The following is a 24,660-nucleotide window of genomic DNA, read 5'->3' as shown; positions in this document are numbered from 1 at the left end:
CCCGGCAAGCGCGATCAAATGAAAAAATTCGGCCTAATCAGTCCGTTTTTTCATGGATCGCGCACGCAGGGCGTCGCGATCGTGCTTTTGCGCGGCCTCTTCTTCAACCCACGCCACGAATTGCTTGATCTTCGGGACTTCGGCGGAGTGTTCGGAATAGGCCACGAAGTAGGCGCCGTCGCTGGGCTGCACGTAGCCCCAGGGAATGACCAGCTTGCCGGCCTGCAGCTCTTCTTCGGCCAGCAATCGTGGGGTCAGGGCGATGCCGCAGCCGCCTTCGGCTGCCCGCACGCACATGTAGAACGTGTCGAACCGGGGGCCGTGGTAACTGCGGTCGGACTGGAATTGCTGATGCGAGAAATAGTCATGCCACGCTTCCGGGCGGGACGCGCACTGGATCAGCGCATGTTCGCTCAGCGCCTCCAGGCTGGGCACCGCATCGCCGGGCAGAAAGCCGGGCGCGCACACGGGCACCACCTCGGCTGCGAACAGCTCGCGGCATTGGGCGCCAGGCAAGGTGCCATGGCCGAAGAAGAAAGAAATGTCGATCTTGGCCTGCATCAGATCGAACGGCCGGGTTTCACTGCGCACCTTCACCTGGATATCAGGATGCGCGGCCATGAAGCGCTGCAGCCGGGGAATCAGCCAACGCGCGCCAAACGTGGGTTGCGTGCCGATGGTAAGCACCTGGGTTTCGCTACCGTAGGTCAGGATGTAGCGGGACGACATGTCCACCTGGTTCAGGATCGCCCTGACCTCGGACTGGTACAACGCCCCCGCCGGCGTCAATTGCAGTCGCCGGCGCACGCGAAGAAACAGCGGGTTGCGCAACAGCGCCTCCAGCTGCGCGATCTGCTTGCTGATCGCACTTTGGGTCATGTGCAGTTCTTCGGCGGCGCGCGTGACGCTCATGTGCCGCGCGACCGCATCGAAACTCTGGAGCGCCATCATTGACGGCATCAAACGCTTTTCCATGGGGGGCCGATCCGAATTTTCCGGCGCGGGTGCCGGACTGCAATGACAGGATATCCGGCCTTATGGCCCGATGCGCAGCACCAATGAAAAAGGGCCGGCGTCAAACGCCGGCCCTTTTCTGCCTACGCTGGCTTACTTCGCCGGCGTTGCAGGCGTCTCAGCCGGCTTGTCGCCTGCGGCGGGCGCGGCGGGCACCGTGGGCACGGAGGCATCGGGCTTGGCCGGGGCGGCAGGGACCGACGCAGCGCCCGGAACGGACGATGCGCCCGCGCCCGGCGCGGCGGGCGCGGCGCCCGGCACTTGCGGCACCGAACGGTCGGACGGGAAGCTTTGCATCACGCCGGAGTCCACGGCCGGGCCGCTGGTGCCCTTGTGGCTGACGTAAGCCAGGCCGGCGGTGGACGCGAAGAAGACCACGGCGGCCCACTTGGTGGCGCGCGACAGGAAGTTGGCGGCGCCGGTGGCACCGAACAGGCTGCCGGACGAACCGCTACCGAAAGCGGACCCCATGTCGGCGCCCTTGCCCTGCTGCAGCAGGACCAGAACGATGATAGCCAGCGCCGAAAAGACTTGGACGGCCAGCAGAAGTTTAAGCATCAAGGGCATTACGGACTCCGGAACGGAAACTTAGATGGCGGCAATACGCAAAAATTCTTCAGCCACAAGCGACGCGCCGCCGACCAGGGCTCCGTCGATATCAGTCATGGCGAACAAACTGGCGGCGTTGGCAGCTTTGACGCTGCCGCCGTACAAAACCTGCACCTGCGCCGCGCCCAGCGCGCGCAAGGCAGCGCGGATGGCAGCGTGGACTTCTTGCGCCTGCTCGGGGCTGGCGGTGCGGCCGGTGCCGATGGCCCAGACGGGCTCATAGGCCAGGACCATGCGCGACACGGCGTCGGCGCCCAGCGCCAGTACAGGCTTCAATTGGCGCTCGATGACGGCCAGGGTGTTGCCGGCTTCGCGGTCGGCCAGCGATTCGCCCACGCAGACCACGGGGGTCAGGCCGGCGGCCAGCGCGGCTTGCGCCTTGGCGGCCACGATTTCATCGGTTTCACCGTGCAGCACGCGGCGCTCGGAGTGGCCGGCCAGCGCCCAGCGGCAGCCAAATTCTTTCAGCATCGCACCGGAGACTTCGCCGGTGTAGGCACCCTTTTCGTGCGCGCTGACATCTTGCGCGCCCCAGGACACGTGGCTTCCGGTCAGGGCCGAACCGGCTTGCGCCAGGTAGGGAAACGGAACACAGATGCCGATGTCGCAGTGGCTCGCGGCATCCGCGGCGCGCAGCTCGGTCAGCAACGCGGCATTCTCGGCCAGGTTGCCGTGCATCTTCCAGTTGCCCAGCACGAGGCGGGCGCGGTTTTCGACTGAAGTCATGGCGCAATTGTCAGAGAGGGTGAGTCCCGGGGGATGACGCGACCGCCCACGGGCCTGCCTGGAAAAAATTCCAGGCGAAACCCGAGATTGTATCCTGTTGCGCGGCGATACGCCGAACGCCGCGCGTTTCTTACATTGTCAGGATGATTTTGCCGATATTTTCGCCGCCTTCCATCATGGCGTGGGCCTTGGAGGCTTCGGCCAGCGGGAACGTGGCGTGCACGATCGGCTTGATGGCCCCTTTTTCCAGCAAGGGCCAGGCGTGCTCGCGCAGGGCGCGCGCGATGGCGCCCTTGAAATCGACCGAGCGGGGCCGCAAGGTGGACCCGGTGATGGTCAAGCGGCGGCGCATGACCTGGGACGTGTCGACATCGGCGCGCGCGCCGCCCAGCTGGGCGATGATGACGATACGGCCGTCGTCCGCCAGGCATTGCATGTCGCGGGCGATGTAGTCACCCGCCACCATGTCCAGGATGACGTCCACGCCGCGTCCGCCGGTGGCATCCATGACTTCCTTCACGAAGTCCTGCGCCTTGTAGTTGATGCCTTTTTCGGCGCCCAGCGCTTCAACGGCGCGGGCGCGGTCGTCGCTGCCGACCGTCGCGTAGACCTTGTTGCCCATCGCGCGGGCCAACTGGATGGCCGTGGTGCCGATGCCGCTGGCGCCGCCGTGCACCAGCAGGATCTCGCCTTCGGACAGGCGGCCGCGGTCGAACACGTTGCTCCAGACGGTGAAGTAGGTTTCCGGCAGGCCGGCCGCTTCGATGTCGGACAGGCCCTTCGGGATGGGCAGGCATTGCGCCACGGGCGCGACACAGTATTCGGCGTAGCCGCCGCCCGCCACCAGGGCGCAGACCTTGTCGCCCACGGCAAAGCCGCTGCCGGCCACATCGCCGCCCACGATTTCGCCGGCCACTTCCAGGCCCGGCAGGTCGGAGGCGCCTCGCGGGGGGGCGTAGTTGCCCTTGCGCTGGAACACGTCGGGGCGGTTGATGCCCGCAGCGCTGACTTTGATCAAGACTTCACCCGCGCCGGCCTCGGGCGTGGGGCGTTCTACGGGGACCAGAACCTCGGGGCCGCCGGGGCGGGAGATTTCTACAGCGTGCATCGCGTGCCTCCTTTGCAGCAAATGGATTATTATTGCGCCCTTTACGGCATATCGCGTTGCCGTTCGGGCAGAATGTTTGCCTGACGGCCGAATTGCCGTGCTGCGCGCGCCAGTCGACCCGACGCGCCCGCAAGACACATCAGCAGACCCCGGAAGCGTGGCAGAGTGGTCGATTGCACCGGTCTTGAAAACCGGCAACGGGTAACCGTTCGTGAGTTCGAATCTCACCGCTTCCGCCAAATACCCCTTGGCAACCGCAAGGCCGTCGGCCGCCCCCAGGCTACCCCTGGCGCGCCGCAGTGCGGCAACTGCCTCATATCCCCTGCCCGCCGTGGCTCCGCTCCGGAGCCGACGCTTGATCCGCATCAGGCGCCAGCAGGCGCGCGCCTTCCGGGCCAGATAGCGCAGGCGTAGTATGGGACTTGTTGTCTTCGCCCCGCGTGGCGGCCATGACCCGCGCCGCCCTCCCCATCCTCGGAGGTTGCCATGTACAAGCACATTCTTATCCCCATCGACGGATCCAGCCTGGCCAATACCGGCCTGGAACAAGGGCTGGGCCTGGCCCGCGCATTGGGCGCCAGCGTCACCGTGGTGACGGCATACGGCTCCTTCCATATGCCATCGATGGAAACCGTACAGTTTGAGGGCGTGCGCAAGACCTACGAACACCAGGCCAAGGAATTGGCTGGCTCGTACCTGACCGAAGCCGCCGCCCGGGCCCAGGCCTTGGGCGTGCCTTGCACCACTGAAATGCGGGAAAGCGACACGCCCTACCAGGTCATCATCGACATCGCCTTGACGCAAGGCTGCGACCTGATCGCCATGACCTCGCACGGTCGCAGCGGCATGGCCGCCCTGTTGTTGGGCAGCCAGACGCAAAAGGTGCTGGCGCACTCCACGGTGCCGGTGCTGGTGTACCGCTAGCGCACGGCGCGGCGTTACGCCACGGCCGCCGCGCCGTGGAACGTCTTGGGGATGCCTGCCGCAGCCACGCCGCTGCGCAAGGTCTCTTGCGGCAAGGCATCGGCCAACAACGCGCGCGCGGCCAGCAACCGGCCCAGGTCCACCCCCGTCCGGTAGCCCATGCTTTCCAGCATGAACACCAGATCCTCGGTGACGATGTTCCCCGATGCGCCCGGCGCAAAGGGGCATCCGCCCAGGCCGCCCAGGCAGGAATCGAAACCACGGATGCCTTCGTTCAAGCCAGCCAGCGCATTGGCCAGGCCCAAGCCCATGGTGTCGTGCAGATGCAGCTTGGTCAGTTGGCTGCCCACCGTATCCTGCGTGGCGCGCACCACGTCGCGAACCTGAGCGGGGTGTGCGTAGCCCACGGTGTCGGCCAGCGCGATTTCATCGACACCGGTACGCGCCACGGCCGCGGCCACCAACGCCACGCGCCGCACCGGCACATCGCCTTCCATCGAACACCCGAACGCCGTGGCGACCGCCGCATCGATGCGCATGGGGCGCGGCTGCGACCGCACCCAGTCGACGATCGACGCCATCATCTCCACCTGCGCGTCGGTGCCCTTGCCCACGTTGGCATGGCTGTGCGTGTCGCTGACCGAGATCGGGAACGACAGTACGTGCGCGCCCGCCTCGTAGGCGGCGATGGCGCCCTTCAGATTGCAGGCCAGCGCGCAGACGGTCAGGCCATCTATCTTCAGCACCTCAGGCAGGATGGCGCCCGTGTCCGCCATCTGCGGCACCAGACGCGGCGAGACAAAGCTGCCCACCTCGATTTCCCGCAGGCCCGCCTCTGCCAACTGGCGGATCCAGCGCAGCTTGTCGGCCGCCGGCATCATGCCCTTGGCCATTTGCAGCCCGTCACGCGGTCCCACCTCACAAAGCCTGACTTCCTGGTTCATGTGCTCTCCTGTCCTGTATCCGAGCCTCTGCGCAGGCCTATTGCTGCACCACGATGCCGGCGCTCTTGATCGTCTGCTGCGCCTGGCCGATGTCCGACTGGATCAGCGCGGCGAACTGCGCGCTGGACACCGGGTCCGTTTCCAGCCCCTGGGACGCCAATGCCTCTTGCACGTCCTTGCGCGACAACAGTTTGTTGAAATCTGCGTTCAAGCGCGCCACGATGTCGGCGGGCGTCTTGGCCGGCGCCAGCACGCCGTAATAGGTCACCACGCTGAAATCCTTGTAGCCCAGCTCGGCCACGGTCGGCACGTCCGGCAGTGCGGGATTGCGCTTGGGCGACGTCACCGCCAGCGCGCGCACCTTGCCCGCCTTGATCAGCGAGGCCGCCGACGAGATCGACGAACCGGCAAACTGCAGATGCCCGCCCATCAGGTCGGCCAGCGCGGGGGCCGATCCCTTGTACGGCACGTGCTGCATCTTGAAGCCGGCCTCGTGCTGCAGCATTTCCATGGCGATATGCACCCCGCCGCCCGTGCCCGACGTGCCATAGGAGATCTTGTTGGGTTCCTTCTTGGCGGCGTCGATCACTTCCGGCAAGGTTTTGTATGGCGAGTTCTCCGCCACCAGCAGCACCATGGGCGTGGTAGCCACCAAGGCCACGGGCGCCAGATCCTTGATGGGGTCGTAGGCCACCTTCATCAGCAACGGAATCAGCGTGACGTTGTCGGATTGGCCGATCACCAGGTCATACCCTTGCGCCGGTGCGCGCGCCGCCTCAGCCAGGCCTAGCGCGGTGCCGGCGCCTGGCTTGTTCTCGGGCACCACCGCCCAGCCGTTCAGCTCGTGCAGCTTGTTGCTCATCAGGCGGCCGATGTAGTCGGTGCCGCCGCCCGGCGTGGACGGGATGATGATGCGGATGGGCTTGTTGGGGTAGTCCTGCGCGTTGGCCGTGCAGGCGACGGCCAACGCGGCCAGCGCAATCAGTTTTCGAATCATGGGGTCTCCTCTTTGATGGATGTCTTGGCGGTCTGACGCCGCCTCGACAGGGCACAAGCGCTATGGCCGGGTCATGCAATGACCCCCGCCGTGCGCAGCGCATCGATACGCGCCGCATCCAGACCCAGGCCCTGCAAGATGGCGTGGGTCTGGCCGCCTTGCACGGGCGGATCGCAACGCTTGCCGGCCTTGCGCCCGTCGAATTCGATGGGCAGCGCGGCCGTGGATATTTCACTGCCGTCGGGCAGCAGGGTCTTGAGCAATGCGCCCCCGGCATTCAGGTGCGCGTCGTCCAGCAAGTCATGCGGCTGGCGGATCGGTCCGTAAGACAGATTGGCGGCCTCCAGGGCCTCACACAACGCATCGGTCTTCCAGGTTTTCAGGATCTCGGCCACGCCGGGCACCAGCCACGACCGGGCAGCTTCGCGGTCGACTGCCGTGGCCAGCCGCGGGTCGGCGGCCCACTCCGGCGGCAGGAATTTCTGGGCGAAATTTCGCCATTGCGCATCCCCCACCACGGCGACGAACACGCGGCCGTCCGCCGTCTCAAAAACGTCGTACACGCCCCAGGGCGGCTTGCGCTCCGCGCCCATGGGTTTGGGCGCCGTGCCGGTCAGCTGGTATTGCGCGATGAACTGCGCCACCAGCAGCAGGTTGTTCTCGAACAGGCCCGAACGCACATGGCGGCCGCGGCCCGTGGCATGGCGGTCGTGCAGCGCAGCCAGCGCGCCCACCACCCCGAAGGTGCCGCCCAGGATGTCGTTGACGGACGCCGCCACGCGCTGCGGCATGTCCGCGCCGCCATTGATATAGGCCAACCCGCCCATCATCTGCACGACTTCATCCAGCGCCGTGCGATGCTTGTAGGGGCCCGACAGGAACCCCTTCAACGACACATAGATCAACCGCGGGTTTTCGGCCGACAGGGACTCGTAGTCCAGCCCGTACTGCGCCAGGCTGCCATCGCGGAAATTTTCCACCACCATGTCGGTCTGCAGGGCCAGCTTGCGCACCACGTCCTGCCCATCAGGCGATTTCAGATCGATCGCCAGGCTCTGCTTGTTGCGGTTGAACACCGGAAAATAGCCGCTACCCGACCCTTTCAGGCGGCGCGTGCGGTCGCCGTCGATGGGTTCCACCTTGATCACGTCGGCGCCCAGGTCCGCCAGCGACAGGCCGGCGGCCGGCCCCATGATCATGTGGGACAGTTCCAGGACCTTGATTCCCCGCAGGGGCAACTCAGAACTATCCATGAAGGGTGAAGCCGGTGCTGCGCTCATCAACGTTTCCTCTGCCTGCCGGGTGGTCGAATGCGTGCCGGCCAGGTCAGAAGACCGTCATGCCGCCCCGCGAATGCGTCCATCATCGCGGGCCTGCCCGGCTTAGGGGTAGCGGTCTTTCAGCACGGGGGCATTCTCGTTTGGGAACGTCCGGGTTTGCCCCTAACGCTCGCCCGCCGGCAACACACCCAAATGGGCCAGCAAAGCCCGGGCGGCCGGCGACAGGGCATCCGGATCCCGCACTGCAATACAGATCGGCGTGCTGGACCACGCGCCGCTCAACGGCACAAAGCGAATGTCCAGGTGCGACAGGCGCGCTTTCAGGTACTGCGGCACCACGGCCACGCCCATGCCGCGCGCGACCAGCATGCAGATGGTCTCGTGCGAACTCACCCGCGCGCTGATGCGTCGCAACACGCCCGCGTCTTTCGCGGCCTGTTCGAACACGCTGCTGATGCCGTTGTCGCGATTCAGCTCGATCTGTTCAAAGGGCAGCAATTGGGCGTAATCCAGCGTCTCACGGTCGGCCAGCAGGTGCTGGCCCGGCACCACCGCCGCCAGCTCGCACTGGCCGCAGGCGAACACCTGCAAGCCGTCATGGCCGAAATCCGACCCGGCGGCCACATCGGCGTGGCCGTCCAGCACGGCGCGGAACGCCGCTTGGGTCGTATCTTCCTCCAACGAGATATCGATTTGCGGATAGGCCCGGCGAAACGACTGGATCTGGGCGGGCAATTCGCCCGACAAGGCCGCCACGCTGACGGCCAGCCGGATATGGCCGCGCACGCCGGTCGCAAACCCCGCCATCTCGCGATGCATACGGTCCATGTCCTGCAGCAGGCGGCGCGCATGGGTGGCCAGTGCGTTGCCCGCCGGGGTGGGCTGCACCCCTTTGACGCCACGCTCCAGGAGGGGCACGCCAAAGGCTTCTTCCATCTCGGACATGCGCTTGCTCACGGCGGAGGGCACGATGTTTTCGCGCGCGGCGGCACGGGCCAGGCTGCCTTCTTCCAAGGCGGACAAGAACAATCGAAGCGATACGGGGTCGATATCACGGGGGGCTGGCGGGACAGGCAGGACAGGCTTCATGGCAGGAAGTGTCCCGCGTTGCCCGCCTGGGCAGGGATCGGGGTTTTCCCGCACGCAGGACCTGGGTATGATCCGCAGTCCGGCCGCTCAGCGGCCTTCGTTTTGCGGATCACGCACCCCCATGCAATGCCCACGCTGTAACTGGCAGAACCCGGCCTCCAATACCCAGTGCTTCAGTTGCCAAGCGCCGTTGCCAGTCCAAGCGGCAGCGCCTGCGCCCGCCCCCGCCAAGCGGGCGGCCCCGGCGCAGAATGCGCCCGTGTTCCCAAGCATCTGGGTCCGGCTGGGTGCAACCGCCATCGACGGCCTGTTCATGGTGGCGGCGATATTCACCCTGATCTGGGCCGCCTCGCTCACCTACGAGGGCGTGACCGGCGAGCCCCGGCCCGTGCTGTTGCTGGTGCTGGCCGGGCTGATCGGCTGGCTGCTGCCGGCCTTCATGGACGCCTGGACCAATGGGTCCCCCGGCAAACGCCTGTTGAAACTGCGCGTGGTGAACCGCAAGGGGCAGGCCCCGGGCCTCGCCCGCTCGATTTGGCGGCACACCCTGAAGTACACGCTGAACCTGGCGCTGCCGGGCCTGTTCCACCATATCCAGCAAGCCATCTTTGGCGAACGGGCGATGCACAACGCCCTGGCCGGCACGCATGTCGTCGCCAGCCGGGCGCACCCGCGCGCAGTGCAGGCGGCCGTCGCCAAGGCGCCCGCAGTCACCGGCACGGGCAAGTTCCTGTTCTACGTGTTCGGCGTGCTGGCGCTGGTGCTGGGCGGCGTGGTCATCGGGGTGGGCGTCATGAGCGGGGACGATAGCGACAACCCCTTGCACGCCGACGTCCGCCGTTTTGACCTGGTGTCCGACCCCATTCGCATGCTGGTCGAGAACCACTACCGCAGCAAAAAGGCCTTTCCCGCCACGCTGGAAGATATCGGCATGAGCCAGGAATCGCTCCAGAACAGCGGCTTTTCCAAGCTGGAGATGAACCCCGTCAACGGCGTCCTGCGGCTGACGATTGCCGGCACGCCCCGCGAGGACGGCTTTCCCACGCTGGCCGGCAAGCATTTGATGTACCTGCCGGAGCTGCGCTCGGAGAAGAAAGGCGGCGGCATCCGCCGCTGGCAGTGCGGCAGCGACGATATCGCCCAAGCCGACCGCCCCTATAGTTGCCGCCACGACACCAGCGCCTTTGCGCGCTAGCCTGCCCCTTTCAATACGGAACACCCCGCATGTCCAGTCTGATCGAAACCATCCACCGCGCCGACGACGGCCACGACCACGCGCAGATGCTCGCCTTGTGCGAACAGGGCGTGCGCGAACAGCCCGGTTCCGCGGTGATGTGGGCCCTGCGCGCCCGCTATCACGACAAGCGCAGCGCCCACGCCCTGCGCGATGCCGACCTGGCCCGGTCGCTGACCTTGGACCCGCAGTGCAGCGACGCCCTGCGCGTGCGCGCCACCGCGCTCTATGACGCCGGCGAACAGCAGGAAGCCTGGCGCCTGCTGCGCGACGCGCGGCAGCGCGCACCTTCGCATTTCGGCTTGATGATGTCCGAAGCCTATCTGCTGATCAACGACCGCCGGCTGGAAGACGCCATCGAATGCTGGACCCGCGCATCCCAGCTGCGGCCGTCCGCCGCGGCTCCGCATTGCTACATCGGTTCCAACCTGCACAATGCCGGCCGTTACCAGGATGCCCTGCCCTACCATCAGCGCGCCGTGGCGCTTGCGCCCAATAACGGCGGCTTCCTGTATGACGCGGGCAACAACTACCGCCGCCTGGGCGACCTGAAGAACGCCATTGCGATGTTCGACCGCGCCCGCGCCATCCTGGGCGAGGAAAACGCCATCCAGCACAACCGGGCGTCGTGCCTGCAAGCGCTGGAGCGTCATGAAGACGCGGTGGAAGAATGGACCAGCCTGCTGCGCCGCGAACCCGATTGGGATTGGCCGCTGGAAGGCAAGGCGCGGTCCCTGCACCGGCTGGGCCGCGCGGACGAAGCCGCGCCGTTGTGGCGGCATCTGGACGCGTTGTCGGACACGGGCTGGGAAGGCCGCAAGGAGCAGGCCTGTGAATTCGTGCGCAGCGGCGACCCCGAACGAGCCGAACAGGCCTTGCAAGGGTTGGATCCGATGGAGAGCGGCGATGCGCAATTGCTGTTCGTGGCGGGCAACGCGCAGCGCGACCAGCGCAACTGGGAAGCCGCGCTTGCCTACTACCTGCGCGGCTATGAGCTTGCGCCAGACAACGATTTCCTGCCAGGCAACGCCGCCGACATGCTGACCCGGCTGGAACGTTACGACGAAGCCCTGCCGCTCTCGGAAGTGGCGATTTCCCTGGATCCCGATTGGCTGAAATGGCGCCGGGTCCGTATCGACGCATTGACGAACCTGGGCCGGGGCGCCGAGGCAGTTGCCGATGCCGACCGCGCACTCACGAAGTGGCCGGACAGCGGCCCCCTGCACGCCGAACGCATCAACGCGCTGATTGCGGCGAAGCAGCACGAAGCAGCGCTTGCCGCGTGCGACCGCTTGATCGGGCTGGATCCCGACTACCGCAGCTGGGCCATGTTTTCGCGCGGAGAGATCTACGGCCACCTGAAACGCCATGCCGAATCGGCCATGGCCTTCCGCCAGGCAGCGGCCTCTTACCAGCAGAATGGCAAGCCCGAATACCAGGACCTGTCGCTGCGCCGGGCCCAGGCGGCCGACGACGCCGCTGCCGCGCCGCGCGGGCTCCTGGGCCGTCTGTTCGGCCGGAAATAGGTACGTGGTTGCCCGGCTTTACCGCGGGCGCGACAATATCCCTGTGCCCAAGATGGTATAGTCACGCCCGCTGCCGACCCTGCATGGGACGCGCAACGCCCGAGTGGTGAAATTGGTAGACACAAGGGACTTAAACTAATTTGAGCCCTTTGGAGGAAACTCCAAAGGTGTAGCCCGTCAAATTCGGCGAACGCCCTGGACCCGTTCCGAGCCAACGCCGAGCCAAGCCCCGGTTGAAAGACCGGGGAAGGTGTAGAGAGCAGACGGCGGGCACCTAAGGCCGCAAGGCTATGGTGAAGGCGTGCTCCAGACCACGAACAGCGCCCCGCGCTGGCGGCGAAAGCCGAAGTGGTAAGAAAATCCCTCGGCCGCAAGGTCGTACCGGTTCGATTCCGGTCTCGGGCACCACTATTTTTGCCGTTCGAAGGCCTTGGCCTTTCACATTCCCATCTTGACCGCTCCTGCCGCCCCCGCCCCCTTCATCGTCCTGGACGCCTGCGTGCTGATGTCCGGCATCCTGCGCCGGTTGCTGCTGCGTCTGGCCGAGGCCGGCGTGTTCATTCCGGTCTGGACGGAACGCATCGGCGAAGAATGGCGCCGCAACGCCTCGCGTATCTGGGACATCCCGCCGGAGGTACTGGCGGAATTCTGGGCCGACATGAACGCGCGCTTTCCCGAGGCCAACGAAGCCGACACGCAGGTCTACGAAGCGTCGCTGCGCTACAGCGACCCGAAAGACTTCCACGTGATCGCGGCCGGCCTGGCGCGGCGCGCGCGCTGCGGCCTGCAGCAGCCGCCCGTCGTGCAGGTATTGACGTGGAACCTGAAGGATTTCAACCGGTCGGAATTGCGCCGCCAAGGGCTGGATGTCTACAACCCGGACCGGATGCTGGTGCAATGGTGGCAAGGCAACGCTGCGCGCATGCGCGAGGCCATCGCCCAGATTCCCGCCGACTACGTCGCGCTGGGCCGAGAGCCCGAGCCCCTGTCCACGACCTTGCATCGCGAACGCCTGTACGGCCTGAAGAGCCTGGTGGCACGCGACGCCGCACAGCGCGACGCCGCACAGCGCGACGCCGCCTGATCGCCCGGCTAGCCGCCGTTCCTAGTGATCGTGATTGCTGGCCGCAAACCCGGCAGCATTCAAAATGTCGATCACTTCCAGGATGTGATCGGGACCGCGCGTCTGCAACACGAAATCGACCTCGACATTGCGCACCGGCAATGAGGTGAACGCGCGCTGATGATGCACTTCCGTAATGTTGGCCTGGGCGTCGGCGATCAGCTTGGTGGCGTGCGCCAGTGCGCCCGGCAGGTCGCGCAGGTCCACGCGGATGCGTGCCAGGCGCCCGGCGCGCACCATGCCGCGTTCGATCAGTTCGCCCAGCATCAAGGGGTCGATGTTGCCGCCCGTCAGCACCAGTCCGATGCGCTTGCCCTTGAAGCGGTCGCTGCCCGCTTCCTGCGCGCGCAGCAGCGCGGCCAAACCCGCGGCGCCGGCCCCTTCCACCACCGTCTTCTCGATTTCCAGCAGCACGACGATGGCGTGCTCGATATCGCTTTCGCTAACCAGTTCGATCCGGTCGACCAGTTGGCTGACGATGGGCTGGGTCAACGCGCCCGGCGACTTCACGGCGATGCCTTCGGCAATGGTGTACTGCCCCTGAGGCATGGACACGCCCTTGACGGCGGCGTACATCGACGGGAAGCGCTCGGTCTGCACGCCCACGATTTCGATGCCGGGCTTCAAGGCCTTGGCAGCCGTGGCGATCCCCGAGATCAGGCCGCCCCCGCCGATGGCGATGACCAGCGTATCCAGCTGGGGCTGGTCTTCCAGCATCTCCAGCGCCACGGTGCCCTGCCCCGAAATGACGGCTTCGTCGTCATAGGGATGGATCATGATCAGCCCGCGGGCTTGCGCCAACTCGTAGCCGTGGGCCTTGGCATCGTCGAAGGTATCGCCCGCCAGCACGACCTCGGCGCCGAAACGGCGCGTGTTGGCCACTTTGACCGTGGGCGTGAAGCGTGGCATCACGATCACGGCCGGCACGCCCATCCGCTGTGCGTGGTAGGCCACGCCTTGGGCATGGTTGCCGGCCGACACCGCGATCACGCCCTTGGCACGCTCTTCATCGGACAGGGTCAGCATGCGGTTCAACGCGCCGCGCTCCTTGAACGACGCCGTGAATTGCAGGTTCTCGAATTTCAGCCAGATCTCGGCGCCGAAGATGTCGGACAGCGTGCGCGACAGGGTAAACGGGGTCTTCAGCACCTGGCCGCGCAAGTTTTCGCGGGCGGTCTGGATAGAGGCGATATCGATCACGATGGGTAGATCCGGTTAGCGCACAGGCAGGAAATTGAACAGCAGCAGGCCTTGCGCATAGTTGATCCCGATGCGCCGCGAATTCTCGCCGAGCAGATTGGCGATCAAGTCCAGCCGGCCGATGATGGCGCCGAACTCGCGCTCGAAGCTCAGGTTCGTGGCGTTGGGAGACATTTCATTGGCCAGCAACAGCAGCTCGCCTTGATTGTTGCGGCGCGACGCCAGCAACCAGGCGGCGGCCTCGACATTCCGTGCGGCATTGTAGACCCGCTGGCCGTCCAGCGCGTCAGTGGCATACAGCCGGGTCTTGCCGTTATGGGCCGCGATGATGGTGTCGGCCAGCCCGTAGATGAAGGCGCCGACGCGGTCGCCCGAGTAGTTGGGGTCCAGCGACACGGCCAGGATCTGGATATCGCGCAGGCCGGCCAGGTCGCTGGGCGGGATGCGGACTTCGATGGCGTGCTTGACGCCGTTCACGGCCGCCTTCTGGTCCGCGGCGCCGGTCTTGCGCCATTCGCGGGGATTGCGGCGGTAGAGCTTGTCCAGCAGCGAATACAGGCTTGTCAGGTTGTCGCGGACTTCCAGGGTGACGGTGCGGTTGAAGTCGGTCTGCCCGAATTGGTCGGCGGACATGCCTTCGCTATTCGGGCCGCGCTGGCCCGGGCCAGGGCTGCTCGTGCAGCCGGCCAGCAGCACGGCAAGCAGCACCGCGGCGGTCGCGCCCCCAGGCCATCCCCTCATGGTCCTCTCATCCGTCTCCCCGTCTTGCGCAAGACTTTACAGCAAACGACCCCGTCCCATCATCCATTCTGCAGGCCGTTGATTGGACCAGTTGTTCCAGCACGCAGGCACTGCTCAAGGCGCTACCGAAGTGGTGCACGACGTGCTGCAGCACATGGTCTCGCTGCGCCGCCGTGAACGCCGGCGCGGCGTCACTGACGATGCTCACTTCATATCCCAGATCGTGCGCTTGGCGCAGGGTGGATTCCACGCAAACGTGCAGCGCGAAACCTAACAGGTAGAGGTGGTCGACCCCGTTGTTGCGCAGGTAAGGATCCAGATTGGAATGCGCGATAACGCTGGCCCCCGACCTGCCTGCCACCTGGAACTCGCCCGGCAGGGGCGTAAAGGGCTCGGGAAAGGCAACGCGCTCCGGCTGGACCCAGGTGCCCGCAGCGGGAATGGCTGCGCGTAGCCCGGCACGTGCAGACCCGCCGCCGAACACGAGATAACCGGGGTCGTTCAACAGCGACAGGCCTGCATGCACAATACGACCGCCCCGGGCGCGTACCTGCTTGAGGATGATGGCGGCGTTTGCTACCGCAGCGTCAAACTGAGGCCGATCCTGCATCAAGCCGTTCAACGGGCTGGAAGCATCCAGCCATTCGTTCTGAAACTCAATGAAGACAAAGGCGCTGCGTGCAAGGTCGATCGTACGAATAGCGAGAGACATGATGAATGATTCCTAAATGGTCCAGAGGAGTGAACCGCCCGAACAGGCAGTGCTTAACGGGCCTGAACCGTTGGCGGCACGACTGCCACGGCGTCGGCCTCCACCAACACGTCTGGGTGAAACAACGCAGCCACGCCGATCAATGCGCTGGCGGGCGCCGGCGTACCACCCGCTATGTATTTGTCCCTCACACGGCGTAGGGCGGGCAGCATTTCAGGACGGTAGTCCCGCACGTAAATCGTCACACGCACCACATCTTTGAATCCCGCACCGCCCTGTCGAAGGGTCGCCTGCATGTTGTGAAACACCCTGTCCAACTGCGCTTCGACGCCGCCCGAAACAATGGATCCTGATTCGTCCATGGGCACGTGGCCCGACAGGAACATCAACGGTCCTGAATTCACGACGACGGCTTGCGAAACGCCGGGAATCCCCGCCCCGGGCGGGTTGACGGCATGCAAGCTGGCGTAGGGTGACGTTGCCGCCAAGGGAGGCATGCTGGGCGTGCGGTTGTTCATCAATGATTCCTTCAGGATCGGCGCCGAATCAGCCAGCGCGGTGGTGAGCGTCGTTGCAAGGCAAAGACAAAGGGCGGACAGGCCGAGCGCAAACTTCTTTTTATTCATATGCACCTTACGTTAAGTGTAGGTTGTGATTAAAAAAAGGGAGGCGAAAACCTCCCGCCTCCATGCCGGGGAATTGCCGTTACCGCTCTAGACGCGCTTCGCGGATCAAGCTCTGCATTCGGCCGATGCTGGCCATCAGGTCGGATTCGAATTTCTGCAGTTCGCCCAGCTTGGATCGGGTCGATTGCAATTGCGCTTCCAGGATTTCCAGGACTTTCTCCTTGCCCTTGAGTCCGGATGGCTCCGAGAAATACAGGTCGATGACTTGGGAAATGTCGTCCAGGCTTAGGCCCAGGCGCTTCAATGCCAGGATTTTCTCCAGCCGTGCGACGGCTTCATCATCGTAATAACGATACCCCGCGCCTTCCCGTTCCACAGGCCGTAACAAGCCCATGCGTTCGTAGTAATGAATCGACCGGTGGCTCACGCCGGCACGCTGGGCCAGCTCGCCGATCTGCAACAAGGTCGTGGGGTGTGCCATAAATGTAAACCTAACGTTAAGTGTAGGTTGAGTGTAGACCAGAATTCGCTTGTCGTCGAACCGGCTGGAGCAGATAAAAAAACGGCGCCTTGCGGCGCCGTTCTTCGTTCAATCAGCCTGCCAGCTTATTCAGCTTGCGGTTCCGATTGGGGGGCAGCTTCGGTCGCGGCAGCAGCGGGTTGCTGCGCTTCGATGCCACCGATCGCCTTGATGGACAGGCGCAGGCGGCCCTTGTCGTCGGCCTCGATGACCTTGACGCGGACTTGCTGGCCGACCTTCAGCACATCGTTGATGTTCGCGATGCGGTAGTTGGCGATTTCCGAGATGTGCAGCAGGCCGTCGCGGCCCGGCAGCACTTGCACGATGGCGCCGAAGTCCAGCAGACGCAGGACCGAGCCTTCGTAGATCTGGCCCACTTCGACGTCGGCGGTCAGTTCGACGATGCGGCGCTGGGCTTCTTTGGCCTGCGCTTCGTCGACGCTGGCGATCACGATCGTGCCGTCGTCGGAGATGTCGATCTGCGTGCCGGTTTCTTCGGTCAGCGCGCGGATGGTGGCGCCGCCCTTGCCGATCACGTCGCGGATCTTCTCGGGATTGATCTTGATGGTCAGCATGCGCGGGGCGAAAGCCGAGAGCTCACCGCGCGAACCGTCCAGCGCTTCCTTCATCTTGGTCAGGATGTGCAGGCGGCCTTCGCGGGCTTGCGCCAGCGCCACTTGCATGATTTCCTTCGTGATGCCCTGGATCTTGATGTCCATCTGCAGTGCGGTGACGCCGTTTTCGGTGCCCGCGACCTTGAAGTCCATGTCGCCCAGGTGATCTTCGTCGCCCAGGATGTCCGTCAGAACAGCGAACTTGCCGCCGTCCAGGATCAGGCCCATGGCAACACCCGCCACGTGATCCTTGACCGGCACGCCGGCGTCCATCATGGCCAGCGAGCCGCCGCAGACCGAAGCCATCGACGACGAGCCGTTGGACTCGGTGATTTCCGACACGATGCGGATCGTGTACTGGAAGTCTTCAGGCGCCGGCAGCAGCGGGATCAGCGAACGCTTGGCCAGACGGCCGTGGCCGATTTCGCGGCGCTTGGGCACACCGATGCGGCCCGTTTCGCCGGTGGCGAACGGAGGCATGTTGTAGTGCATCATGAAACGGTCGCGGTACTCGCCCATGAGCGCGTCGATGATCTGTTCGTCTTGCTTCGTGCCCAGCGTGGCCACGACCAGCGCTTGCGTTTCACCACGGGTGAACAGCGCGCTGCCGTGTGCGCGGGGCAGCACGCCCAGACGCACGCTGATGGGGCGCACGGTGCGGGTGTCGCGACCGTCGATACGCGGTTCGCCGTTCAGGATCTGGCCGCGGACGATGGCCGATTCCAGCGAGAACATGATGTTGTCGACGGTGACGGCGTCAGGCGCGGACTCGCCCTTTTCAGCGGCCGCGGCAGCCAGCTTGGCCGACACGTCGGCCGACACTTCGCGCAGCTTGGCGGTGCGAGCTTGCTTTTCGCGGATCTGGTAGGCGGCGTTCAGGCCTTCCTGGGCGGCCGACGTCACGGCGGCGATCAGGGCTTGGTCCTTGGCCGGCGCTTGCCAATCCCAATCGGGCTTGCCAGCGTCCTTCACCAGTTCGTGAATGGCGTTGATGACGGTCTGCATTTGCTGGTGGCCATAGACCACGCCGCCCAACATGACTTCCTCGGACAGCTCTTGGGCTTCCGATTCGACCATCAGCACGGCGTTTTCCGTACCGGCGACAACCAGGTTCAGCTTCGACGACTTCAGGTCCGAGGCGGTCGGGTTGATGGTGTATTGACCATCGATGTAACCCACGCGTGCAGCGCCGATCGGGCCCGAGAACGGGATGCCCGAAATGGCCAGCGCGGCCGAGGCGCCGATCATGGCGGCGATGTCGGGATCGATTTCGGGATTGACCGACAGCGTGTGGATGACCACTTGGACTTCGTTGTAGAAGTCTTCGGGGAACAGCGGACGCAGCGGACGGTCGATCAGGCGCGAGGTCAGCGTTTCCTTTTCGGACGGCTTGCCTTCACGCTTGAAGAACCCACCCGGAATACGGCCGGCAGCGTAGGTCTTCTCGATGTAGTCGACGGTCAGCGGGAAAAACGTTTGACCCGGCTTGGCCTTCTTGGAAGCCACGACGGTGGCCAGGACGACGGTGTCCTCGATCGACACCACAACGGCGCCGGAGGCCTGGCGAGCGATTTCGCCAGTTTCCAGGACGACCGTATGCTGGCCGTATTGGAACGATTTTGTCACTTTGTTGAACATGACGATTATTCCTTACAAATGAAAAACCGTGGCCGTCGCGACAATACGTCGCACCGACCACGGTTATTGCGTCATGGGGAGCCAGCCCCGTCGATCACTTACGCAGACCGAGTTTTTCGATCAGAGCGCGGTACGAATCGGGATTGCGGCCCTTGAGATAGTCGAGCAGCTTGCGGCGACGGCTGACCATACGCAGCAGACCGCGGCGCGAGTGATGGTCCTTCATGTGTTCTTTGAAGTGACCAGTCAGTTCGTTGATACGGGCGGTGAGCAGAGCCACCTGAACTTCGGGGGAGCCGGTATCGCCTTGAGCGCGTTGGAACTGCGCAACGATATCGGATTTCTTGATGTCAGCTACAGACATTGATGACCTCTTCGGACATGCGACAGGGCCGAGGTGCCCTGACGTGGTTTGGAAAAAATTTGCGTAAATCCCGGCGATAAGCGTTTTTGCTTTCTCACTGCTGCTTCAATAGCTGCGAAAGTGCCTCCTACAGCACACGGATTCGCCTGGAACCCGGGCCCGCTTTTTGGAGCCACCCTGCAGCCGGATTGCCGGCGCAAAGCATCTTGCAAAATCAATACACTTGATAAAGCTCGATGATTATAGCTGATTCGCTAGAATTACCCCAGAGACGGTTTCGTCCCCGCCGGCCGAGGCCGGCAACCGCCCGGCCGACGCCCCAGAGGAGCAAAATTATGTCTAAATATTACAGCGGTGCCCGCATCGCACTCGCCTCGCTGGCCCTGACCGGGCTTGCCGCGTGCGCCAACTTGGCCCAGGTACCGCCCGGAACGCCCTACGGCGAGGTGCTGACCCAATTCGGCCAGCCCAATTTCGAATGTCCGCAGGCCGGCGGCGGGCGCCGCGTCATCTGGACGCAACAGCCGATGGGCCAGTATGCCTGGGGCACCAACGTCGGCACCGACGGCCGCGTGGGGCAAGTGCTGCCCCTGCTGACCGACGCCCACTTCAAGGTACTGGAAACCGGCGACTGGGGCCCCGACCGGGTGCGCTGCGAATTCGGCCCGCCCGCCCGCATCGAGGAAACCGGCCTGGGCGAGAAGCGCGAAGTCGTGTGGTCGTACCGTTATAAAGAGAACGGCGTCTGGAATTCGCTGATGTACGTCTACATGAGCCGCGACGGCAGCAAGCTGACGCACTTCCACCCCGGGCCCGACCCCATGTACGACGACGAGAAGTTCATGTGGCGCTGACGCCCCCTCTCCCAAAAATACAAAACCCGCCGATGATCCGGCGGGTTTTGTATTTTGCCTTGCAGGGCGGCGTGATCAGGAAGATTGGCCGCGGCGTTCTTGCGTCAGGCGGCGCGCCTTGTTCCAGCGCCAGCCCCACATCACCCAGCCCGACAGTCCATACAAAACGAACAGGCCGAACAGCACGACCGGGGGATCGCTGGACACGAACACGAACACGGCCACCACCAGCAAGATGCCCCAGAACGGCACGCTACGGCCCAGCGCAAAGCTCTTGCCGCTGAAGAACGGCGCGTTCGACACCATCGTGATGCCGGCGTACATGGTCAGCGTGAACGCCACCCAGGCCATCAGGCTGTCATGGATGGGCAACTTGTTGTCCACGGCCAGCCAGACGAAACCCGCCACCAGCGCGGCCGCGGCCGGGCTGGGCAGGCCCTGGAAATAGCGCTTGTCGACGACGGCGATGTTGGTGTTGAAGCGCGCCAGGCGCAGCGCGGCCCCGGCCACGTAGACGAATGCCGCAAGCCAGCCCCAGCGGCCCAGGTCGTTCAGGATCCACTCGTACATGACCAGCGCGGGCGCCACGCCGAAGGACGTCATGTCCGACAGCGAGTCGTATTGTTCGCCGAAGGCGGACTGCGTATTGGTCAACCGGGCGACCCGGCCATCCATGCCGTCCAGCACCATGGCCACGAAAATGGCGATGGCGGCGACTTCGAAGCGATCGTTCATGGCCTGCACCACGGCATAGAACCCCGCGAACAACGCCGCAGTGGTGAATGCGTTGGGCAGCAGGTAGATGCTTCGGTGGCGGTTCTCGGAATCGCGCATGGAAAAATTGGGCATGGTCTCAATAACTTACAACGAACGGTGAAAGGTTAACCCATCTGGCCCCGCTTGCGGGACAGAGCAAGCCGCGTGCCTGAGCAATAAGCCAAGAAAAAGCGGCATGCCCTCGCAGGCATGCCGCTTTGACCGCTGTTGCGCGAGGGTTAACCCCCCACGCATGGCCATCGATCAGTTCTTGGACTTGTCCACCAGCTTGTTGGCGGCGATCCAGGGCATCATGGCGCGCAGCTTGCCGCCCACTTGCTCGATCTGCGATTCCGCGTTGATGCGGCGACGCGAGGTCAGGGTCGGGGCGCCGGCGGTGTTTTCCAGGATGAACTTCTTGGCGTATTCGCCAGTCTGGATGTCCGTCAGGCACTGGCGCATGGCCTTGCGGGTTTCGTCGGTGACGATCTTCGGGCCCGTTTCGTACTCGCCGAACTCGGCGTTGTTCGAAATCGAGTAGTTCATGTTGGCGATGCCGCCTTCATAGATCAGGTCGACGATCAGCTTCAGTTCGTGCAGGCATTCGAAGTACGCCATTTCGGGCGCGTAGCCGGCTTCCACCAGCGTGTCGAAACCGGCCTTGATCAGTTCGACGGTACCGCCGCACAGGACGGCTTGTTCGCCGAACAGGTCGGTTTCGGTTTCTTCGCGGAAGTTGGTTTCGATGATGCCGGCACGGCCGCCGCCGTTGGCGCTGGCGTACGACAGGGCCACGTCACGCGCGGCGCCCGACTTGTCTTGGTACACGGCCACCAGGTGGGGCACGCCGCCACCTTGCTTGTACGTGTTGCGCACCGTGTGGCCCGGGGCCTTCGGGGCGATCATGATGACGTCGATGTCTTCGCGCGGCACAACCTGGCCGTAGTGGACGTTGAAGCCATGGGCGAAAGCCAGGGCGGCGCCCGCCTTGATGTTGGCGTGCACTTCCTTGTTGTAGACCGAGGCGATGTTCTCGTCGGGCAGCAACATCATGACGATGTCGGCGGACTTGACGGCATCAGCCACTTCCTTGACTTCCAGGCCGGCGTTGGCGGCCTTGTTCCACGAAGCGCCGCCCTTGCGCAGGCCGACGATGACCTTCACGCCCGACTCATGCAGGTTCTGCGCGTGCGCGTGGCCTTGCGAACCGTAGCCGATGATGGCAACGGTCTTGCCTTTGATGAGGGACAGATCGCAGTCTTTGTCGTAGAAAACTTTCATGGTTGTGCTCCAGATTCCAGTATTTTGGATATTCGATTGGGTTCAGATGTAGGGTGCGGCGTGGCCTGGAAGGCCGGTCAAATCTTCAAAATCCGTTCACCGCGTCCGATGCCGGACACGCCGGTGCGTACGGTTTCAAGGATGGCACTGCGGTCCAGGGCTTCCAGGAAGGCCTGTACTTTTTCCTGCACCCCGGTCAATTCGATGGTGTAGGACTTGTCGGTGACGTCGATGATGCGGCCGCGGAAGATGTCCGCCATGCGCTTCATCTCTTCGCGTTCCTTGCCGACGGCGCGCACCTTCACGAGCATCAGCTCGCGCTCGATGTGGGCGCCTTCGGTCAGGTCCACCACCTTGACGACATCCACCAGGCGGTTCAAATGCTTGGTGATCTGTTCGATGACTTCATCGGAACCGGTGGTCACGATGGTCATGCGCGACAGCGTGGCATCCTCGGTGGGCGCCACGGTCAGGGTCTCGATGTTGTAGCCCCGCGCGGAAAACAGCCCCACCACGCGCGACAGCGCGCCGGGTTCGTTCTCGAGGAGGACGGAAATCACGTGCTTCATGGTGGCCTCCTTACAGGTCTTCAGAGCCAAGCAGCATTTCGGTCAGCCCGCGGCCAGCCTTGACCATCGGCCACACGTTTTCGGTGCGGTCGGTGATGAAGTCCAGGAAGACCAGGCGTTCCTTGTGCTTGCCAAACGCTTCGCGCAGCGCGGGTTCGACATCCGCCGGACGCTCGATGCGCAGACCCACGTGGCCATAGGCCTCGGCCACCTTGACGAAGTCGGGCAGCGAATCCATGTAGGACTCGGAATAGCGCGACCCGTAATCGATCTGCTGCCACTGCCGGACCATCCCCAGGAAACGGTTGTTCAGGCAGACGATCTTGGGCGTCAGGCGGTACTGGTGGCAGGTCGACAGTTCCTGGATGTTCATCTGGATCGACGCTTCGCCGGTGATGACGGCGACGTCATGCCCAGGGTTGGCCATCTGCACGCCCATCGCGTACGGCAGCCCCACACCCATGGTGCCCAGGCCGCCGGAGTTGATCCAGCGACGCGGCTTGTCGAACTTGTAGTACTGGGCCGCCCACATCTGGTGCTGGCCCACGTCGGACGTGACGAAGGCGTCGCCGCCCGTCACTTCCCAGAGCTTTTCCACCACGTACTGCGGCTTGATGACTTCGTCCGAGTTGGCGAACTTCAGGCATTCCTTGCCGCGCCAGGTCTCGACCTGCTCCCACCACTTGGCGATGGGGGCCGGCTTGTGCTCGGCGGAGGCGATTTCGTATTGGGCGCTGAGGTCGGCCAGGACGTCCTTGACGTTACCGACAATCGGGACGTCCACGCGCACGCGCTTGGAGATCGACGACGGATCGATATCGATATGGATGATCTTGCGGGCGTTCTGCGCGAAGTGCTTGGGATTGCCGATCACGCGGTCATCGAAACGGGCCCCGATGGCCAGCAGCACGTCGCAGTGCTGCATCGCCATATTGGCTTCGTATGTGCCGTGCATGCCGGGCATGCCCACGAACTGGCCGCTGCTGGCCGGGTAGCCGCCCAGGCCCATCAGGGTGCTGGTGCAGGGCGCGCCCAGTTGCGACACGAGTTTGTTGAGCTCGGGCGCGGCGTTCGACAGGATGACCCCGCCGCCCGTGTAGATCATCGGCCGCTCGGCGGCCAGCAGCATCTGCACGGCTTTCTTGATTTGCCCCTGGTGGCCCTTATTGACGGGCGCGTAGGAACGCATCGAGATTTCGCCCTTGGGCGGCGTGTACTTGCACTGCGCGACGGTGATGTCCTTGGGGATATCCACCAGCACCGGGCCGGGACGGCCCGTGCGCGCGATGTAGAACGCGCGGCGCATGGTTTCGGCCAGGTCCTTGACGTCGCGCACAAGGAAGTTGTGCTTGACGCAGGGACGCGTGATGCCGACGGTGTCGCATTCCTGGAAGGCGTCCTCGCCGATGGCCGCAGTGGGCACTTGCCCGCTGATGATGACCATGGGGATGGAATCCATGTAGGCGGTGGCGATGCCGGTGACGGCATTGGTCACGCCCGGGCCGCTGGTCACGAGGCAGACGCCGACCTTTTGCGACGAGCGCGAATAGGCATCGGCGGCGTGCACGGCGGCTTGCTCGTGACGAACCAGGATATGCTGAAATTTGTCTTGCTTGAAGATCGCGTCGTAGATGTAAAGCACTGCGCCGCCGGGATAGCCGAAAACGTGTTCCACGCCCTCATCGGCCAGGCAGCGCACGACGATATCGGCGCCATTCATTTCCATGTTGTATTTCCTTTCAGTACCGGCCCTGCAACCCTGACTGCTGCTCGCCCGGATACGGCGGCAACGGAACCCATACCGGCTACGACAACATGATCCGGCGCTTAGCGGCTCACGGAGCCACGCCACCCGGACACCCTGCCGACCCGGCACACGCTCGACAGAACGCAGTGCAAACGCCCCTTGGGGACGCTGGAGGTCGAAATGGAAGCTTTGGCAACACACGCTTGTGGCGCGGCCAACAGCAAGTATCACTGCGGCAGGATGGCTGGGAGGTGACCCTGACCATCCGCCTCAACGCGCCGGTTTCGGATAGGCAGACCGACGCAAGAGATGGAATTTACCGCGTTGCGTCAAAGGTAGCAAATCAAGGTTTGACAACCGTTGCATGGGCGACGCAACCCCGACGCAGGGAAACTCCGGTAACGATCTGACCCCAAAAATCCGAACGACGTCTCTATACTTATCCGGTCGCCCACAGCCCGCCG

24 protein-coding genes and 1 tRNA gene are annotated in these 24,660 nt (G+C 64.3%); 6 read left to right on the top strand and 19 right to left on the bottom strand.

Features of this window, described 5'->3' with window-relative positions; translation table 11 throughout:
* Positions 1-33 precede the first annotated feature (33 nt).
* The 4 genes from HG262_RS08610 to HG262_RS08595 all read right to left on the bottom strand — a co-directional run bounded on the left by HG262_RS08610 (position 34) and on the right by HG262_RS08595 (position 3,457).
* On the bottom strand, positions 34-975 hold the full coding sequence (locus tag HG262_RS08610) for a LysR substrate-binding domain-containing protein (RefSeq protein WP_169270597.1): 942 nt from the start codon (positions 973-975) through the stop codon (positions 34-36).
* Positions 976-1,107: 132 nt separating this feature from the next.
* Positions 1,108-1,581 (bottom strand): preprotein translocase subunit SecG, encoded by a 474-nt coding sequence (secG, locus tag HG262_RS08605; protein ID WP_169270596.1) that lies wholly within the window; start codon positions 1,579-1,581, stop codon positions 1,108-1,110.
* A gap of 21 nt (positions 1,582-1,602) precedes the next feature.
* Positions 1,603-2,349 (bottom strand): triose-phosphate isomerase, encoded by a 747-nt coding sequence (tpiA, locus tag HG262_RS08600; RefSeq protein WP_169270595.1) that lies wholly within the window; start codon positions 2,347-2,349, stop codon positions 1,603-1,605.
* Between the two features lie 130 nt (positions 2,350-2,479).
* Positions 2,480-3,457, bottom strand: coding sequence for an NAD(P)H-quinone oxidoreductase (locus HG262_RS08595; RefSeq protein ID WP_169270594.1), 978 nt, complete (start codon positions 3,455-3,457; stop codon positions 2,480-2,482).
* A 151-nt stretch (positions 3,458-3,608) separates the two neighbouring features.
* Between HG262_RS08595 and HG262_RS08590 the strand changes: the two genes are divergently transcribed.
* Both HG262_RS08590 and HG262_RS08585 read left to right on the top strand, forming a co-directional pair.
* Positions 3,609-3,696 (top strand) — tRNA-Ser (locus HG262_RS08590).
* Positions 3,697-3,943: 247 nt separating this feature from the next.
* Complete coding sequence (locus HG262_RS08585; protein WP_169270593.1) at positions 3,944-4,381, top strand: universal stress protein; 438 nt, start codon at positions 3,944-3,946, stop codon at positions 4,379-4,381.
* 14 nt (positions 4,382-4,395) lie between these two features.
* Here HG262_RS08585 and HG262_RS08580 read toward each other — a convergent pair whose 3' ends face one another.
* The 4 genes from HG262_RS08580 to HG262_RS08565 form a co-directional block, all read right to left on the bottom strand.
* Positions 4,396-5,325 carry a hydroxymethylglutaryl-CoA lyase gene (locus HG262_RS08580; RefSeq protein ID WP_169270592.1) on the bottom strand — a complete coding sequence of 310 codons (930 nt, stop codon included), beginning with the start codon at positions 5,323-5,325 and terminating at the stop codon, positions 4,396-4,398.
* Between the two features lie 37 nt (positions 5,326-5,362).
* Positions 5,363-6,322 (bottom strand): tripartite tricarboxylate transporter substrate binding protein, encoded by a 960-nt coding sequence (locus HG262_RS08575; RefSeq protein WP_169270591.1) that lies wholly within the window; start codon positions 6,320-6,322, stop codon positions 5,363-5,365.
* 71 nt (positions 6,323-6,393) lie between these two features.
* Complete coding sequence (locus tag HG262_RS08570) at positions 6,394-7,602, bottom strand: CaiB/BaiF CoA-transferase family protein (RefSeq protein WP_211187021.1); 1,209 nt, start codon at positions 7,600-7,602, stop codon at positions 6,394-6,396.
* Between the two features lie 162 nt (positions 7,603-7,764).
* On the bottom strand, positions 7,765-8,625 hold the full coding sequence (locus tag HG262_RS08565) for a LysR family transcriptional regulator (RefSeq protein ID WP_248293290.1): 861 nt from the start codon (positions 8,623-8,625) through the stop codon (positions 7,765-7,767).
* 325 nt (positions 8,626-8,950) lie between these two features.
* On the opposite strand from HG262_RS08565, the gene HG262_RS08560 reads away from it, so the two are divergent.
* From HG262_RS08560 to HG262_RS08550, 3 genes are all read left to right on the top strand, one after another.
* Positions 8,951-9,886, top strand: coding sequence for an RDD family protein (locus tag HG262_RS08560; protein ID WP_348984373.1), 936 nt, complete (start codon positions 8,951-8,953; stop codon positions 9,884-9,886).
* Positions 9,887-9,915: 29 nt separating this feature from the next.
* Positions 9,916-11,451 carry a tetratricopeptide repeat protein gene (locus tag HG262_RS08555; protein WP_169270589.1) on the top strand — a complete coding sequence of 512 codons (1,536 nt, stop codon included), beginning with the start codon at positions 9,916-9,918 and terminating at the stop codon, positions 11,449-11,451.
* A gap of 451 nt (positions 11,452-11,902) precedes the next feature.
* Positions 11,903-12,535, top strand: a complete 633-nt coding sequence (locus tag HG262_RS08550; protein WP_169270588.1) for a PIN domain-containing protein — start codon at positions 11,903-11,905, stop codon at positions 12,533-12,535.
* A gap of 21 nt (positions 12,536-12,556) precedes the next feature.
* Here the strand turns inward: HG262_RS08550 and HG262_RS08545 are convergent, their stop codons facing one another.
* The 7 genes from HG262_RS08545 to rpsO all read right to left on the bottom strand — a co-directional run bounded on the left by HG262_RS08545 (position 12,557) and on the right by rpsO (position 18,989).
* Positions 12,557-13,774: a threonine ammonia-lyase gene (locus HG262_RS08545; RefSeq protein WP_169270587.1), complete on the bottom strand. Its 1,218-nt coding sequence runs from the start codon at positions 13,772-13,774 to the stop codon at positions 12,557-12,559.
* Between the two features lie 15 nt (positions 13,775-13,789).
* Positions 13,790-14,515, bottom strand: coding sequence for a hypothetical protein (locus HG262_RS08540; protein WP_169270586.1), 726 nt, complete (start codon positions 14,513-14,515; stop codon positions 13,790-13,792).
* Positions 14,516-14,522: 7 nt separating this feature from the next.
* Positions 14,523-15,227 (bottom strand): cysteine hydrolase, encoded by a 705-nt coding sequence (locus tag HG262_RS08535; RefSeq protein ID WP_248293288.1) that lies wholly within the window; start codon positions 15,225-15,227, stop codon positions 14,523-14,525.
* 53 nt (positions 15,228-15,280) lie between these two features.
* A complete protein-coding gene (locus HG262_RS08530) occupies positions 15,281-15,853 on the bottom strand; it encodes a RidA family protein (RefSeq protein ID WP_211187019.1) in 573 nt (190 codons plus the stop codon).
* 79 nt (positions 15,854-15,932) lie between these two features.
* Positions 15,933-16,334 carry a MerR family transcriptional regulator gene (locus tag HG262_RS08525; protein WP_169270585.1) on the bottom strand — a complete coding sequence of 134 codons (402 nt, stop codon included), beginning with the start codon at positions 16,332-16,334 and terminating at the stop codon, positions 15,933-15,935.
* Between the two features lie 125 nt (positions 16,335-16,459).
* Positions 16,460-18,625 carry a polyribonucleotide nucleotidyltransferase gene (gene pnp / locus HG262_RS08520; RefSeq protein WP_169270584.1) on the bottom strand — a complete coding sequence of 722 codons (2,166 nt, stop codon included), beginning with the start codon at positions 18,623-18,625 and terminating at the stop codon, positions 16,460-16,462.
* Positions 18,626-18,719: 94 nt separating this feature from the next.
* Positions 18,720-18,989 (bottom strand): 30S ribosomal protein S15, encoded by a 270-nt coding sequence (rpsO, locus tag HG262_RS08515; RefSeq protein ID WP_006223612.1) that lies wholly within the window; start codon positions 18,987-18,989, stop codon positions 18,720-18,722.
* Between the two features lie 335 nt (positions 18,990-19,324).
* On the opposite strand from rpsO, the gene HG262_RS08510 reads away from it, so the two are divergent.
* Entirely contained in the window at positions 19,325-19,843 is a 519-nt protein-coding gene (locus HG262_RS08510) for a hypothetical protein (RefSeq protein ID WP_169270583.1), read from the top strand.
* A gap of 75 nt (positions 19,844-19,918) precedes the next feature.
* Here HG262_RS08510 and pssA read toward each other — a convergent pair whose 3' ends face one another.
* The 4 genes from pssA to HG262_RS08490 form a co-directional block, all read right to left on the bottom strand.
* Positions 19,919-20,692: a CDP-diacylglycerol--serine O-phosphatidyltransferase gene (pssA, locus tag HG262_RS08505; RefSeq protein ID WP_169270582.1), complete on the bottom strand. Its 774-nt coding sequence runs from the start codon at positions 20,690-20,692 to the stop codon at positions 19,919-19,921.
* Positions 20,693-20,863: 171 nt separating this feature from the next.
* Positions 20,864-21,880 carry a ketol-acid reductoisomerase gene (gene ilvC / locus HG262_RS08500; protein WP_006223609.1) on the bottom strand — a complete coding sequence of 339 codons (1,017 nt, stop codon included), beginning with the start codon at positions 21,878-21,880 and terminating at the stop codon, positions 20,864-20,866.
* Between the two features lie 77 nt (positions 21,881-21,957).
* Entirely contained in the window at positions 21,958-22,449 is a 492-nt protein-coding gene (gene ilvN, locus HG262_RS08495; RefSeq protein ID WP_006217868.1) for an acetolactate synthase small subunit, read from the bottom strand.
* Positions 22,450-22,459: 10 nt separating this feature from the next.
* Complete coding sequence (locus tag HG262_RS08490; protein WP_348984374.1) at positions 22,460-24,229, bottom strand: acetolactate synthase 3 catalytic subunit; 1,770 nt, start codon at positions 24,227-24,229, stop codon at positions 22,460-22,462.
* Positions 24,230-24,660 lie beyond the last annotated feature (431 nt).

The sequence above is a fragment of the Achromobacter sp. Bel genome (assembly GCF_012928505.1).
Taxonomy (GTDB): Bacteria; Pseudomonadota; Gammaproteobacteria; order Burkholderiales; family Burkholderiaceae_B; genus Achromobacter.
This window is presented reverse-complemented; position numbering and strand designations above follow the sequence as displayed.